Annotated in this window: 13 protein-coding genes; 9 read left to right on the forward strand and 4 right to left on the reverse strand. The window is 65.2% G+C overall.

Features of this window, described 5'->3' with window-relative positions; genetic code table 11:
- Positions 1-161: 161 nt before the first annotated feature.
- The 3 genes from IH615_RS19040 to dxs all read left to right on the forward strand — a co-directional run bounded on the left by IH615_RS19040 (position 162) and on the right by dxs (position 5,934).
- Positions 162-1,862 carry a L,D-transpeptidase family protein gene (locus IH615_RS19040; protein WP_291364408.1) on the forward strand — a complete coding sequence of 567 codons (1,701 nt, stop codon included), beginning with the start codon at positions 162-164 and terminating at the stop codon, positions 1,860-1,862.
- Positions 1,863-2,094: 232 nt separating this feature from the next.
- Positions 2,095-3,765: a DUF882 domain-containing protein gene (locus IH615_RS19045; RefSeq protein WP_291364410.1), complete on the forward strand. Its 1,671-nt coding sequence runs from the start codon at positions 2,095-2,097 to the stop codon at positions 3,763-3,765.
- 237 nt (positions 3,766-4,002) lie between these two features.
- Positions 4,003-5,934 (forward strand): 1-deoxy-D-xylulose-5-phosphate synthase, encoded by a 1,932-nt coding sequence (gene dxs / locus IH615_RS19050; RefSeq protein WP_291364412.1) that lies wholly within the window; start codon positions 4,003-4,005, stop codon positions 5,932-5,934.
- On the opposite strand, the gene IH615_RS19055 is transcribed toward dxs, so the two are convergent.
- The gene (locus tag IH615_RS19055) at positions 5,935-7,422 is read right to left on the reverse strand and encodes a cache domain-containing protein (protein WP_291364414.1); all 1,488 of its coding nucleotides are present in this window, start codon (positions 7,420-7,422) and stop codon (positions 5,935-5,937) included.
- Between the two features lie 130 nt (positions 7,423-7,552).
- Complete coding sequence (locus IH615_RS19060; RefSeq protein WP_291364415.1) at positions 7,553-8,017, reverse strand: Lrp/AsnC family transcriptional regulator; 465 nt, start codon at positions 8,015-8,017, stop codon at positions 7,553-7,555.
- A 160-nt stretch (positions 8,018-8,177) separates the two neighbouring features.
- Between IH615_RS19060 and IH615_RS19065 the strand changes: the two genes are divergently transcribed.
- The 3 genes from IH615_RS19065 (at position 8,178) to IH615_RS19075 (ending at position 9,988) form a co-directional block, all read left to right on the forward strand.
- Positions 8,178-8,888 (forward strand): aspartate/glutamate racemase family protein, encoded by a 711-nt coding sequence (locus IH615_RS19065; RefSeq protein WP_291364417.1) that lies wholly within the window; start codon positions 8,178-8,180, stop codon positions 8,886-8,888.
- 1 nt (position 8,889) lies between these two features.
- On the forward strand, positions 8,890-9,660 hold the full coding sequence (locus tag IH615_RS19070; RefSeq protein WP_291364419.1) for a class II glutamine amidotransferase: 771 nt from the start codon (positions 8,890-8,892) through the stop codon (positions 9,658-9,660).
- Positions 9,661-9,757: 97 nt separating this feature from the next.
- Positions 9,758-9,988: a flagellar basal body rod C-terminal domain-containing protein gene (locus tag IH615_RS19075; RefSeq protein WP_291364421.1), complete on the forward strand. Its 231-nt coding sequence runs from the start codon at positions 9,758-9,760 to the stop codon at positions 9,986-9,988.
- Between the two features lie 4 nt (positions 9,989-9,992).
- Here IH615_RS19075 and IH615_RS19080 read toward each other — a convergent pair whose 3' ends face one another.
- Complete coding sequence (locus tag IH615_RS19080) at positions 9,993-10,847, reverse strand: LysR substrate-binding domain-containing protein (protein ID WP_291364509.1); 855 nt, start codon at positions 10,845-10,847, stop codon at positions 9,993-9,995.
- Between the two features lie 96 nt (positions 10,848-10,943).
- Here IH615_RS19080 and IH615_RS19085 point away from each other — a divergent pair, with 96 nt between their 5' ends.
- Positions 10,944-11,831 carry a PhzF family phenazine biosynthesis protein gene (locus IH615_RS19085; RefSeq protein WP_291364422.1) on the forward strand — a complete coding sequence of 296 codons (888 nt, stop codon included), beginning with the start codon at positions 10,944-10,946 and terminating at the stop codon, positions 11,829-11,831.
- Between the two features lie 103 nt (positions 11,832-11,934).
- Here the strand turns inward: IH615_RS19085 and IH615_RS19090 are convergent, their stop codons facing one another.
- On the reverse strand, positions 11,935-12,198 hold the full coding sequence (locus IH615_RS19090; protein WP_291364423.1) for a DUF2312 domain-containing protein: 264 nt from the start codon (positions 12,196-12,198) through the stop codon (positions 11,935-11,937).
- A 173-nt stretch (positions 12,199-12,371) separates the two neighbouring features.
- On the opposite strand from IH615_RS19090, the gene IH615_RS19095 reads away from it, so the two are divergent.
- Both IH615_RS19095 and pyk read left to right on the forward strand, forming a co-directional pair.
- Complete coding sequence (locus tag IH615_RS19095; protein ID WP_291364425.1) at positions 12,372-12,941, forward strand: DUF1036 domain-containing protein; 570 nt, start codon at positions 12,372-12,374, stop codon at positions 12,939-12,941.
- A complete protein-coding gene (gene pyk, locus IH615_RS19100; RefSeq protein WP_291364427.1) occupies positions 12,938-14,377 on the forward strand; it encodes a pyruvate kinase in 1,440 nt (479 codons plus the stop codon). The genes IH615_RS19095 and pyk overlap by 4 nt, the downstream gene beginning before the upstream one ends.
- The last annotated feature ends 31 nt before the right edge of the window (positions 14,378-14,408 follow it).

The raw sequence follows: 14,408 nt of genomic DNA on the forward strand, positions 1-14,408 counted from the left end.
CAAACGTTGTATTCGCACCACAAAATCGGCTCACAACATTGCGAGCGATTGCTCCCGTTAAGGTTTGCAGAGTATTGAGTTTTTGGTGCGGAACGGCCCACCGAGTCTGTTGCAAGACGCGGTGAGTTGGTCGTCACAGCGTCGCCGTGCATGGAGCTCAGATGAACAAGATCGTGGTTTGCCTCGCCGTCGCCCTTGCCGGCTTTGGCGGTGCATTGCCTGCTTCGGCGCAGGACATTGCCGGCCTGGCGCTGAGCCCGGTCATCATCGCGCCGCCGCAGACGCCGCTCGCCCAGACCATAAAATCCGGGCTCGGCGCCGTCTATTATGGCGCGGCCAAGGACAGTCGCGCCTATCTCGAAGCCCAGAAGCTGTACTTCTTTTATGGCAACCGCCATTTCGAGCCGATCTGGCTCGATGAGGCCGCCAGTGGCGAAGTGGTGTTTTCCGAGCCGGCCCGCAAGATCCTGAAGCTCTTCGAGACCGCTGCCAGCGAAGGTCTGCGCCCCTCGGATTACCTGACGCCAGACCTCGACCCGGCCGGCGCCAAGGGCGACCCTCTCAAGATGGCCGCGCTCGAGACCGCCTTTTCCGGCGCCACCCTGCGCTATGCCAGCCATATCTATAACGGCCGCATCGATCCGCAATCGGTGAGCGCCCTGCTCGACATCGCGCCCAAGCCGCTCGATACCACCGCGCTGCTGGTCGAACTGGCCTCGAGCCCTGACCCCGTGGCCGTGCTGGCGGCACTGGAGCCGGCTCACCCCGAATTCCTCGCCCTCAAGGCCGCGCTGGCAACCTTTGACGATGTCAATCTCGATCGTCCCACGCCCGTGGCCGAGGGGCCAACCTTGCGCCCCGGCATGACCGATCCGCGCGTGCCGGCGCTGCGCGACCGTCTCGGCATCCCTGCGCAGGATGGCCTGGTTTATGACGATGTGCTGGTCGACGCCATGAAGGCGTTCCAGGGCACGCTCGATCTGGACGTTGACGGCGTCATGGGCCCCGCCACACTGGCCGCGCTCAATGGCGGCGTCCCGGTGACACGCGCCGACATCATCGCCAATATGGAACGCTGGCGCTGGATGCCGCGTGAGCTGGGCACGTTCAACGTCCTGGTCAACATCCCCGAGTTCCGCCTGGCCATCAGCCGCGACGGCGTCGAGGAATACACCACCCGCGTTGTGGTCGGCACCACCAAGAACCAGACGCCGGTCTTCTCGGACAATATCCGCCACATCGTGGTGAACCCTTACTGGAACGTGCCCAGCTCCATCATCCGCGGCGAGGTCGCTCCGGCGGTGATGCGCAATCCGGGCTACATCGATAACCAGAACATGGACCTGCTCTATAACGGCTCACCAGTCAGCCCCTGGCAGGTCGACTGGAGCCAGGTCAGCTCGACCAACTTCCCGTTCCGTGTGCGCCAGCGCCCCGGCCCCGGCAATGCGCTGGGCCAGATCAAGTTCCTTTTCCCCAACAAGCATGACGTGTATCTGCACGATACGCCGTCCAAGTCGCTGTTCGCCCGCTCCTTCCGCGCCTATAGCCACGGCTGCGTGCGCGTGCAGAACCCGATGGAATTTGCCGAGGCACTGATGGCCAACGAGCCCAATATCTCGCGGGCCTCGCTCGAAGCGATGTTCGGCTCCTCCGAGCGCTGGGTCAATCCGGACCACCAGATCCCGGTGCACATCGCCTATTTCACCATCCGCGTCGACGCCGATGGGTCGCTCAAGTCCTTTGGCGACGTCTATGGCCACAATGCCAAGCTCATTGCGGCTATGGACCTGGTACAGCCCGAAATCGCCCCCGAGATCGTGGCCGAAGCCGCGCCGGTAGTGGACGCGCTGTCGCCGTAGGGCCGTCTTCAACCTCTCCCTTTGGGGGGGAGAGGTGTGCCCCCCTTAACACCGCGTTTACAATTTCGCCTTGGTTGCGCCCGTTTTTGCCCTTAGTGTTCTAGGGATGAGGGGTCCGGCAAAGGCCAATTGTGTTCTCGTTAGCGTTAATCAATTCGATGATGTTTCGCGCTAACGTCCTACGACAACTGGCAATAACCGGGCAGAGTTTGGCGTGGCGGGGACATCCTTTTTGATACGGCACCATATCGCGCGGCTGTTTGTTGCCGCCCTTATGAGCATCACCGTCATCCTGCCGCAGGCCGTCGTGCCCGCCGCGGCCGCCAGCGAGCGTGCGCTCTACCTCTATTATACCCACACCAAGGAAACCGCCCGTATCGTCTTCAAGCGCAACGGGCAATATGTCCAGTCGGGGCTCAACGAGCTCAACCAGTTCCTGCGTGACTGGCGCCGCAATGAGCCCACCAAGATGGACCCGCGCCTGTTCGACCTGGTCTGGGAAGTCTATCAGGAGGTTGGCGGCAGCCAGCCGGTCAATATCGTTTCGGCCTATCGTTCGCCCGCCACCAACGCCATGCTGGCCGCCAATTCCAATGGCGTTGCCGACAATTCCCAGCACATGCGCGGCACGGCGATGGACTTCTTCATCCCCGGCGTGCCGCTGGCCAAGCTCCGTGCCGCTGCCATGCGCAAGCAGGTCGGTGGCGTCGGCTATTATCCGACCTCGGGCAGCCCCTTCGTGCATCTCGATACCGGTTCGGTGCGCGCCTGGCCGCGCATGACCCGCGCCCAGCTCAAGGAAATCTTCCCTGACGGCAAGACCATGCATCTGCCCACCGACGGCACGCCGCTGTCGCAGGAGGGCTATCAGGTCGCCATGGCTGAGTGGAAGCGCTGCCACGCCTATCCCTGCAATGGCAGCAGTTCGGGCACCCAGGTCGCCGAGGGCGGCAGCGGCCGCTCGCTGATGGACCTGTTCTTCGGCGGTGGCGACGATCAGCCGGCGCCGGCCGCTGCTGCGGCGCCTGCTCCCGTACAGGTCGCCTCCGCCGCGCCACAACCCGTCACGCCGCAGGCTGCCCCGATGCCCGCCCTGCGCCCAGCCTCGCTGGGTGGCGTCGCTGCCCCGATCGAGGTCGCGGCGGCCCCGGCCATGGGCGCCATCCCATTTTCCACCGTTGGCAGCATGCCTCTCGATCCCGCCGAACTGGCCCCGGCCAGGATCGCGCCGATGCCTGTGATGAAGTCCAATGCGCTGCAGGTGGCGACCGCCGCCGCCCTGCCCTCCGGCGACGCCGTCACGGCCCTCGCCGCGCTGACCGCCCCGGTGCCGCAGCCGCGACTGATCATGACCGAGCCGCCCCGTCCCGAGATCATGACGGCATACCTGCCGACCACGCCGCAGGACCCGGGTGCGCAGCGCGCCCTCGAAATGATCATCCAGCGCGAGACCACGGCCGCCGTCCCGCCACCATCGCCGACCACGCGCCTGCCCATCCTGCCCTCGCTCACCGCGGCCACTGGCCTGCGGACGGCATCGCTGGGCGGCCAGCAGGCCAATGCCCTTGCCGGCCTGTTCAGCGGTACCTTTGGCGCAGCGCAACAGAACGAACCCATCGCCGCAGCCCTGGCCGAGCATATCGCCAAACGCCCGGCGCCAGGAGATATGCGCAACCCCGACCTGATCACTCCCGATCTCGAACACGTGGCCGAAGTCTTCATGGCCCCCGACGCCATGACCTCGTCCCACTTCGCGATCATCTGGGATCACGACGAGGCCGATTTCGACCCCACCGCCGAGATGGGCCGTTACGTCACCGTCATGGCCGTTGGCGACTTCCCGGCAGGCCTGCCGCATACGCGCTTCGTCGCCGCCCGCCCCGTAGCCCTCGCATCCAACTAGTCAACAGCAGGCACCGTCTGCGGCGGGAACCTCTGGCTGGCTGGGGCATTGGCACGGAAGCCACAACCCTGCGTGGCAACGGCACGACTATGGAACCCACCTGCCCTAATTCAGGCATCTTGCCCGCCTAGCAGTCCCATGCCGCAGTTTGGCGCAGGCGGGCTGCTGTTATTGCAAAGCACTGGCCTGAGGCCTAAAGAACTGAGTTAGCGCCGTATTTGGCAAAGGACCGCCCGCTTGGCCGACAAGCCCTCCACGCCCCTTCTCGACACTGTCCGCTCACCCGCCGACCTGCGCGCCATGCCGCGCGAAGACCTGCGGCAGCTGGCCGATGAATTGCGCGCCGAGATGATCGACGCGGTCTCGGTGACGGGCGGCCACCTGGGCGCCGGACTGGGCGTGGTCGAGCTGACCGTGGCCCTCCATGCCATCTTCGATACCCCGCATGATCGCATCATCTGGGATGTCGGCCACCAGGCCTATCCGCACAAGATCCTGACCGGCCGCCGCGACCGCATCCGCACCCTGCGCCAGAAGAATGGCCTGTCTGGCTTCACCCGTCGCGCCGAAAGCGAATACGACCCGTTCGGCGCCGGCCATTCCTCGACCTCCATTTCTGCCGGCCTCGGCATGGCGGTGGCCAGCGAATTGCTGGACAAGCCGCGCAACGTAGTCGCGGTCATCGGCGATGGCGCCATGTCGGCTGGCATGGCCTATGAGGCGATGAACAATGCCGGCGCCATGGATGCCCGGCTGATCGTCGTGCTCAACGACAACGACATGTCGATCGCCCCGCCCACCGGCGCGCTGCGGACCTACCTGGCGCGGCTGGTCTCGGGGCCGGTCTATCGCGGCACGCGCGAAGCCGCCAAGACCGTTGTCAGCAAGCTGCCAGCTTTCCTGCATGAACCCGCAAGAAGGACCGAGGAATTCGCGCGCTCCTTCTTCACCGGCGGCACCCTGTTCGAGGAGCTGGGCTTCTACTATGTCGGCCCCATCGACGGGCATGACCTTGAAAGCCTGTTGCCCATCTTCGAGAATGTGCGCGACGCCGCCGAGGGTCCGATCCTGGTCCATCTGGTGACCCAGAAGGGCAAGGGCTATGCCCCGGCCGAGGATTCTGCCGACAAGTATCACGGCGTTTCCAAGTTTAATGTCATCACCGGCGCACAGGCCAAGGCGGCGTCCAACGCCCCCTCCTACACCTCGGTCTTCGCCGATAGCCTGATCCAGGAAGCCAATGACGATCCACGCATCGTCGCCATCACCGCTGCCATGCCTTCGGGTACCGGCCTCGACAAGTTCGCCGAGATCCATCCCAGCCGCATCTTCGACGTCGGCATTGCCGAGCAGCATGCCGTAACCTTCGCGGCGGGCATGGCCAGCGAGGGCATGCGCCCGTTCTGCGCCATCTATTCCACCTTCCTGCAGCGCGCCTATGACCAGGTCGTGCATGACGTGGCCATCCAGCATCTGCCGGTGCGCTTCGCCATCGACCGGGCCGGCTATGTCGGCGCCGATGGTCCCACCCATGCCGGCAATTATGACGCCGCCTATCTGGGCGCCATCCCCGGTATCGTGCAGATGGCTGCCGCCGACGAGGCCGAGCTGCGCCACATGGTGGCCACCGCCGCTGCCTATGACAATGGCCCCATCGCCTTCCGCTATCCGCGTGGCGAAGGCCTGGGCGTCGACATGCCGGCCCGCGGCCAGAAGCTCGCCATCGGCAAGGGCCGCATTGTCAGGCAGGGCGCCACCATCGCCATCCTCAGCTATGGCACGCGTTTGGGCGAAGTCCTCGCCGCCGCCGACAAACTCGCGGCCCTGGGCCTCAATCCCACCGTCGCCGATGCCCGCTTCCTCAAGCCACTCGACGAGGAGCTGATCGCGAAACTGGCCACCACCCATGATGTGCTGCTGACCACCGAGGAGAGCTCCATCGGCGGCTTCGGCAGCCATGTCGCCACCTTCCTCGCGTCCAATGGCCTGCTCGATGGCAAGCTGCGTTTCCGCCCGCTGATGATCCCGGATCGTTTCGTCGAACATTCGAGCCAGGCCGACATGTATGCCGATGCCGGGCTCGACCGGGCCGGCATCGTCGCCACGGCGCTGACCACGCTGGGCTATGACAAGGCCGCCATGGCTGCGGCCCTGGGCCAGAGCAGCTAGTCAGCCCTTCCGCACGCTGGTCGAGAGCGCAATATCGGCCTCGAACACGGTGCCGCCCTCATTGCGGAACGTGTGCGTGCCGTCCATCTGCGCCACCACCCCCTTGATCAGCCGCATCCCCATGCTGCTGCCCGCGTCGCGCTCGGCCTCGATACCGCCGCCACTATCGCGCACCGTAAGCTTAGCCCGGCCGTTCTCGCCGCGGCGCAGCCCGATGGTGATCGTGCCGCCGCCATCGGCAAAGGCATATTTGCAGGCATTGGTCACCAGTTCGCTCAGCAGCAGCGCCAGCGGCGTGGCGTGATCGCGATCCACCGGTATATGGGCGACCTCGTAATTGACCGCGGCATCGCAGCCATAGGCCGCCAGGACTTCGTCGACCACCGCCGGGATGAAGTCATGCGCGTCGATATCCTCATAGCGATCGTGCTTGTAGATATGTTCGTGCATGGCCGCCATGGCGGCGAACCGGCTCTGCAGGTCGAGCTTGGCGGCCTGCGGAATGTCCTGCATGCGCACCAGTGACTGCACCGATTGCAGGTTGTTCTTCACCCGATGGTGGATTTCGCGGAACAGCATGGTGTTGGCCTCGAGCGAGGCCTGCAGCGCCCGGGCCTGCGCCGCATCACGATAGAGCAGCCGCACGATCCAGGCGCAACCCAGCACCAGCCCGAGCACGATGGGCGAAACGATGATGAACACCGCCACCACGGCGCCGTTGAAGTTCGCCCAGGTCTGCGCCGATCCCACCGAGGCGATGGCGATGATATTGGACCCCGGCACCTGGCGATAGCTCACCACCCGAGCCACCCCGTCGACCGGCGAACGCTCCGACGTATAGGTGCCCGTAGGAGCCTTGTTGAAGTGTTCGGTGAACAACGGCGTCTGGCTGAGATCGACCGGGCCCTCGGTCTGCGGAAAACGGGCGATCAACTGGCCATCGGTCCGGACCAGGCTGATCGTCGAACTCTCCTCGAAATCGAGGTTCTGCCACAGATCCTGCAGCAGCGATTCCGGGAACGACACCATGATGGCGCCGGCAAACTCCCGCTCCCGCTCCACCCGCTTGCTGAACACGAAAATGCGCTCCCCGGTTAGGCGGCTGACCAGCAGTGGCGACGTGTAGAACGGCGCTCCGTCCCGCACCGCGAGGAAGTAATCGCGGTCCGCCACCGAGACTGCGTCCGCTCCGTCCACCGTCGAGTAAATGGTCCTGGCCTGCGCATCGATGATATAGACCTGCGTGACCGACGGCAGCCCCTCCAGCACCGGTCCGAGGTCATCAATGCTGCCCGACATTGCCGGACCGAGCGCCGCATCGACGCGCCGCAAGGTCTGGTGCGCCACCTCCGCAATCCAGAAGGCATTGCTCGACACCACCTGCGCCGCCGCGCTCGATCGCTCGACCAGGCGCTCCTCGGTCTGCCTGATGCCGGTAGCAAGGAAGTAGCCGAATATAGCGGCAAAGGCCGCCAGAAAAACCAACATCAGGCCGATTGCGGCCGGGATCGCGGAGATCGTCCGGCGGGCGATACGTGGCTGCTCCAGTCTGGCCTCCCCCAGTGCCGGATATGCCCGGCCCACCTTAGCAACGATCGGCGAGGTGGCCAGTTGCAGTCTAGTCGACGTAATTTGTCGGCACGCCGGTGGCCAGCTTCACGGTTTCCATCGAAATATAGGCCGACATGTCGAACAGTTCGATCCTGCCGACCAGGCGCCGATAGATCACGTCGTAATGCTCGACATTGGGCAAGACCAGCTTGAGGATGTAGTCGAAATTGCCGGTGAGCCGATGCACCTCGACGATCTCGGGGATGGCACTCACCGCCGCATGGAACTGGTCGAGCCAGCCCGCCTCGTGCTTGCCGGTACGGACGATCACGAACACCGTGGTCGGCAGGCCCATCTTCTTGCGATCGAGCAGCGCCACGCTGCGGGCAATATAGCCCTCCTCGCGCAGCCGCGTGATCCGTCGCGAGCAGGCCGAAGCCGACAGCGCCACTACGTCGGCAATGTCGTTCACCGCCATCTCGGCATTGGCCTGCAACAGGTCGAGAATTCTGCGGTCACGATCATCAAGCATGCGCCATTTCTGCACGATCAAGCGCAATGACGCAATTGCTAAGCGTGTTTCCCCGCAGAGTCACCCACGATCTGCACAATCCGTGAGAGCAGCGACCCTTTTCGCACGCCGCTTGCGCGCGGTCTGCAGCACACTGATGCCAACAAGAGGAGCCAGGGACATGAAGACAATCGGCCTGATCGGCGGCATGAGCTGGGAATCCACCGCCGTCTATTACCGCCTCATCAACGAGGCAGTTCGCCGGCAGTGCGGCGGCCTGCACTCCGCCGAGATCGCCATGCGCTCGCTCGATTTTGTCCGCGTCGTCGAGCTGCAGCAGGCCGGCAAATGGGACGATGCGGGGCGTCTCCTCGGCGAGGCAGGAGCTGGCTTGGCGCGCGCGGGCGCGGCTTGCGTGCTGATCTGCACCAATACCATGCATCTGGTGGCCGACCCTGTCGCCGCCATGAGCGGCGTGCCCCTGATCGACATCATCGACGAGACCGCCGCTGCCCTGCGCGCCGATGGCCGCCGCCGGCCGCTGCTGCTCGCCACCCGCTACACCATGGAACACGGCTTCTACGCCCAGCGCATGGCCCGCCATGGCATCGATGTGGTCGTGCCCGACGGCGATGACCGTGGCCTCGTGCATGATGTCATCTTCAACGAGCTCTGCCAGGGCCAGGTGCGCGACGGCTCGCGCGCCCGCTATCTCTCCATTGTCGAGGCCGCCCGGGGCCGGGGCATCGACTCGGTCATCCTCGGCTGCACGGAAATCTCGCTGCTGGTCGATCCCGTCGCCCTGCCGCTTCCCGGCTATGACTCCACCGCCATCCACGCCGCGGCGGCGGTCCGCTTCGCACTGGCCGACGAGTTGGAACGGGCTGCGTAACATGTGCCGCTTCCTCGCCTACATGGGGGAGCCGGTCTTCCTCGATACCCTCCTGATCGAGCCGGCCTCTTCGCTGGTCAGCCAGTCGCTCGCTGCGCGCCAGGCCAAGACGACGGTCAACGGTGACGGCTGCGGCGTCGGGTGGTATGGCGCCCGCCCCGACCCGGGCATCTATCGCGGTACACTGCCGGCCTGGTCCGATGCCAATCTCGCCTCGCTCTGCCGGCAGGTCAGCGCCCCGATGTTCCTGGCCCATGTCCGCTCAGCCACGTCGGGCGAAGTATCGATGGCCAACTGCCATCCCTTTGCCGCCGGCCGCCACCTGTTCATGCACAACGGCCAGATCGGCGGCTACGACCGCATCCGCCGCCCGGTGGAAGCCATGATTCCCGACGATCTCTATGCCCGCCGCCGCGGCAATGGCGACAGCGAAGCCATCTTCCTTGCCGCCCTGGGCCATGGTCTCGACGCCGACCCGGTGGCAGCGATCGCCCGCACGCTCGGCAACTGCCTGCGTATCATGCAGGCGGACGGCGTCGACCAGGCGCTGCGTTTCACTGCCATCCTGGCCGATGGCGAGAAGCTCCTGGCCATGCGCTGGGCCAGTGATGACCGTCCGCCCTCGCTCTATTGGCGGCGTTTCACCACGGGCATCGCCATCGCCTCCGAGCCCTTCGGCGACAGCGGGGACACCTGGCAAGCCGTGCCGCCGGGCACCGCGTTGACCGCCACGCAGGACGATGTCTCATTCGCTGAATTCGCCGTCGCCTGACCCATTTCAACGGCCTTTGAGCGGCTTTGACCGCTTCACCCTAAGACATTGTCAAGCACTTGCTGGCTTGGTGACTGCAACAGAAGAAGGGCCGTTCATGAGCATCTCTGCCATCAACATCGGCACCAGCGCCATGCACCGGGCCGCCGACCGTTTCGAAGCCAGCGCTGGCCGGGTGGCCCGCTTCGGCACCGGCCTGGGCGGCGAGGTTGACCTCGCCACCGAGATGGTCGACGTCATGATGGCCGAAACCGACTTCAAGGCCGCCACCAAGATCGTCCGTGTTGCCGACGAAATGGCCGGATCGCTGCTCGATATCTTGGCCTAGGCCCTCACGGATCCCGAGACTGCTGGCGCAGCCAGTCGCAGAAGCTGCGCGGCGCCGGGCGTTGGTCGCCTTCGCGGATCAGTGCGAAATACCAGTCGGGTCCCCTCAATACCGTGTCCAGCGGCGCCACCAGCAAGCCGGCCTCCAGCAACGGCCGGAACAGCGTCGGCGACAGCAAGGCCACGCCCTGCCCGTTCACCGCCGCATTGGCGATGAGCTCGAAGATCGAGTAGTCGACGCCGACAAAGCGCAGGCCATCAGGCATCGACCGCTCGGCCCTGGCGAACCACTTGCTCCAATCGGGATGCGGCAGGAGATCGAATTCCGTCAGGTCCTCGGGCTTGGCCAGCGTCCTTGCGCCAAGCAGCCCGGGCGCCAGCATCGGCGTGACGTCGACCGGCGTCAGCGCATATTCGTCGAGCCCGTCCCATCCCCCGCGCCCGGTCCGGATCGCGACATCGAACTCCGTCGGGTCACGCAGGTCCGAGGATATGTCGAGTTCGATCGCAGCCCCTCCCGGTGCGCGATAGTCCGACAGTCGCGGCGCCAGCCAACGCGAGGCAAAGGTCGGCGGTGCCGTCACCCGCAGGGGCGCGGCCGATGCCCGAAAGGCATCGACAGCATCGTTGACGCCATCCAGCGCATGCCGGACCCGGCTTGCCAGTGCCACCGCTGCCGGCGTGGGCACCACCCCCCGGCCGACGCGCGTGAACAGGGCCTGGCCAAGCTCGGCTTCCAGCGTGCGAATGCGCAGGCTGACGGCGGCAGGGGTGAGAGCCAGGCGATCCGCCGCGCCGGCAAAGCTGCCCGCGCTGACGCACATTTCGAGAATTCGCAGCGATTCAAGCGACGGACGAATGATCAGTTTCCCTTGTCATAGGGGCAAGGAATGCGCGTTTTATGCCGAAGGCGCCCTGGTGCAGAGTCACCTTCGTCAAACGATAGGAGCTCTGCCATGCCACCGCAATCGAGCAATGCGGCCTTGACAGCCGGACTGATCGACGTGTTCGCCGATACCGCATTGAGCGGCAATCCCCTGGCAGTCGTCGAGGGTGCCGATGCCCTGTCGGAAGCCCAGATGCGTCGCATAGCCGGTGAATTCAACCAGGCCGAAACCACCTTCATCATGCGCAGCGACCGCGCCGATCTGAAACTGCGATCCTTCACCGCCGCCGGGGCGGAAGTCGGCGGCGCCGGCCACAATGCGCTAGGTGCCTGGCTCTGGCTGGCCGAGGACGGCAAGCTCGGCCCGATCGAGGGGCCCCGGCTGTTCCAGCAGGAGATTGGCGGCGAGGTGCTCCCCATCGAACTGCGTCCGGTGGATGGACGCATCTTCGGACGCATGAACCAGTCCGCCCTCAAGCTCGGGCCGGACCTGACCGACGTCGCCGCCCTGACGGCGGCTCTGGGCCTTGCTCCCGAGGACGTTCTCTCTGAGCCCGCACCGCGCGTCGGCGATACCGGCGTGGCACACCTGCTGGTCCGCCTGCGTGATGCTGCGGCCGTCGATCGCGCCGAACCTTCCGCCAAGGGGCTTCTCAAGGTCCTGGGCGCAGCGGCCGCAGAGGGGTGTTATGTCTACGCCTTCGATCCCGCCGCGCCAGCGCACGCCTATGCCAGGTTCTTCAACCCCACCGTAGGATTGTGGGAAGACGCCGCCACCGGCACCGCCGCCGGCCCGCTCGCCGCCTATCTGGCAAGCCAGGGCCTGATCTCTGGCCCCATCGACATTGAGCAGGGCACCCGGATGGGCCGAAAGAGCATCCTGCGCGTCAGCCTCGCCCCGGAGCCCCAGATTTCGGGAGCCGGCATCATCGTCATGCGCGGGACACTGACTCTCTAGAGCCCAACGTCCAAGAAAACGCCGGGCGAGGCACCTCGTCCGGCAGGATAACTTGCTATCTCAGGGCTGCGGGCGAATGACCGCCTGCGGACCAGCCGGGACCTCAGTCTTCCGGCGGCGCTGCCACCATGCCCAGTGCCGCCATATACAGCTCCAGGATCGCCTCCTGTTCGGCCCGCTCATTGGCGTCCTGCTTGCGGATGGCCACGATCTTGCGCAGGATCTTGGTATCAAAGCCATTGCCCTTGGCCTCGGCATAGATTTCCTTGATGTCGGCTGATATCGCCGCCTTTTCTTCTTCCATGCGCTCGATACGCTCGATGAACGCCCTGAGCTGATCCTGGGCAACGCTGTCTTCGACGGCCATGGCACTTCCTTTGAGTTTGCTGGCCCCGTTCAATCGCACCCGGACCGATGGTTCAACCCCTTTGTCCGCCAATCCACATGGCTGCGACCACGCATGGCCGCAATTCCGTCAAATCGCCCCTTTTGCCATTGACCAATGCCTTACCATGGGCTCAAAGAAGGCACGTTTTTCCGATGTTTGCTGGCACCACATTGCATATCCCCCGTCTCGGCATGACCCTGATCGGCGCGATGCTCGCAAGCCTCGCCTTTTTCGCCACGCCCGCCCGTGCCGACCTGCGCGTCTGCAACGAGAGCAGCAATCTGGTGTCGGTCGCCCTGGGCTATCGTGCCGAGCGCGGCTGGATGAGCGAAGGCTGGTGGCAGACCCCGCCCGGCGATTGCCGCGTGCTCTACCAGGGCGACCTCGAGCGGCGCTTCTACTATCTCTTCGCGGTCGACGATATCGGCGGCGGCGCCTGGGACGGTTCGGTCTTCATGTGCACGCGTGACGAAACCTTCACAATATTCGGGGTTGAGGATTGCCTCGCCCGCGGTTATGAGCGCACCGGTTTCTTTGAAATCGATACTCAAAACCGCACCGACTGGACCTTGCAGCTCACCGAGAGTGCCGATGGCCCGGCCGTCGTGGGCCCGGACGGTAGCGAAGACCTCGAAGATCCCACATTCCTTGTCGATCCCAACGACGTCACCACAGACGCTCCGCAGGACGACATAACGACGCAAGAAACGGACACGCAATGAGACGCATGAGACGCGCGAAGATCATCGCCACGCTCGGGCCCGCCAGCCACGAAGAAAAGATGATCGAGGAACTGGCCAAGGCCGGCGCGGACGTGTTCCGCATCAATATGAGCCATGCCAGCCACGATCTGCTCAAGCAGACCGTCGAGCGCATCCGCAATGTCGAGAAGCGCCTCAACCATCCGCTGGGCATCCTGGTCGATCTGCAGGGTCCCAAGCTGCGCGTCTGGAAGTTCGCCGACGGCGCCGTAAATCTGGTTGCCGGGCAGAAATTCACGCTCGACAGCACCAAGGACGACAACGGCAATGCCGAGCGCGTCTACCTGCCCCACCCCGAAATCATCGAGAGCGTCTCGGTCGGCGATCGCCTGCTGCTCGACGACGGCAAGATCGCGCTCAAGGCCACCAAGGTGGGCAACGGCGCCATCGAGACCGAGGTCATCTATGGCGGCAAGCTTTCCGACAAGAAGGGCGTCAGCCTCCCCGATACGCTGCTGCCAACAGGCGCGCTGACCGAGAAGGACCATGCCGATCTGCTGGCAGGCCTGGCCGTCGAAGCCGACTGGATTGCCCTCTCCTTCGTGCAGCGCCCCGAGGACATCATCGATGTCCGCAAGATCGTGCAGGGCCGCGCCGGCGTCATGGCCAAGATCGAAAAGCCCCAGGCCATCGATCGCCTCGAGGAAATCATCAAGCTGTGCGACGCCATCATGGTGGCGCGCGGCGATCTGGGCGTCGAACTGCCGCTCGAAACCGTGCCGGGCCTGCAGAAGCGCATGATCCGCATGGCGCGCCGCTATGGCAAGCCGGTGGTCGTCGCCACCCAGATGCTGGAATCGATGATCTCGGCCCCCGTCCCCACCCGCGCCGAAGTCTCGGACGTTTCGATCGCCGTGTTCGAAGGTGCCGACGCTATCATGCTCTCGGCTGAATCGGCCTCCGGCCAGTATCCGGTCGAGGCCGTCGCCACCATGAACAAGGTGGCCGTGGCCGTTGAGGGCGACGCCAATTATCGCGGTATCATCCGCGCTGCCCAGACCGAGCCGGAGGCCACCGCTGCCGACGCCATCTCGGCGGCGACGCGCCAGGTTGCCGAAACACTCGACCTGGCCGCCATCGTCACCTACACCGCCTCGGGCTCCACCGGCATCCGCGCCGCCCGCGAGCGGCCATCCAAGCCCATCATCGTGCTCTCGCCCAATATGCGCACCATCCGCCGCATGTCGGTGGTCTGGGGCGTCCACTGCGTGCAGACCGAGGATGCGGTGAGCCTGGAAGACATGGTCGACCGCGCCTGCGTCATCGCCTACCAGGAAGGCTTTGCCCGCCCCGGCGACCGCATCGCCATCACCGCCGGCATCCCGCTGGGCACGCCCGGCGCCACCAACATGCTGCGCATCGCCTTCGTCCGCCAGGACGGCGCCGGCTCCAGCTGAGCCGGAACGCGACGCAAACCCAGAAAGGCCC

This window comes from Devosia sp. (assembly GCF_014860165.1).
In the GTDB taxonomy this organism is placed as follows: domain Bacteria; phylum Pseudomonadota; class Alphaproteobacteria; order Rhizobiales; family Devosiaceae; genus Devosia.